The organism is Streptomyces sp. AC550_RSS872 (assembly GCF_019049285.1).
Taxonomy (GTDB): domain Bacteria; phylum Actinomycetota; class Actinomycetes; order Streptomycetales; family Streptomycetaceae; genus Streptomyces.
In genome coordinates, this window is the sequence record NZ_JAGMUL010000157.1 from 1 (window position 1) to 293 (window position 293).

Here is a 293-nt window from a genome sequence, read left to right on the forward strand (position 1 = left end):
TCGACGGCGGGGACGACCTTCTCGACGAAGGTGGCGGCCAGACGCTGCGAGTACGAGCCCTCCGCGTCGCCCGGGAAGATGCGGTTGAGGTTGAGGTGGTCGATGCCGCTCGCGCGGGCCGCCGCCTCGAAGGCCGGGGTGTTCAGGCAGGGGATGCCGACGACCGTGCCGCGCAGGGTGGCCGGGTCGAGGTCGGCGAGGACGCGCCGGATGGCCTCCTGGCCGTCGTACTCGTCGCCGTGCACGCCCGCGTCCACACACAGGACCGGGCCGTCCTGGGCGCCGTTGACGAC

At 73.4% G+C, this 293-nt stretch carries 1 protein-coding gene; it reads right to left on the reverse strand.

The window, feature by feature from the left end:
* On the reverse strand, nt 1-293 hold a 293-nt coding region (locus tag KUM44_RS38145), incomplete at both ends, for a M14 family metallopeptidase (protein WP_217214361.1).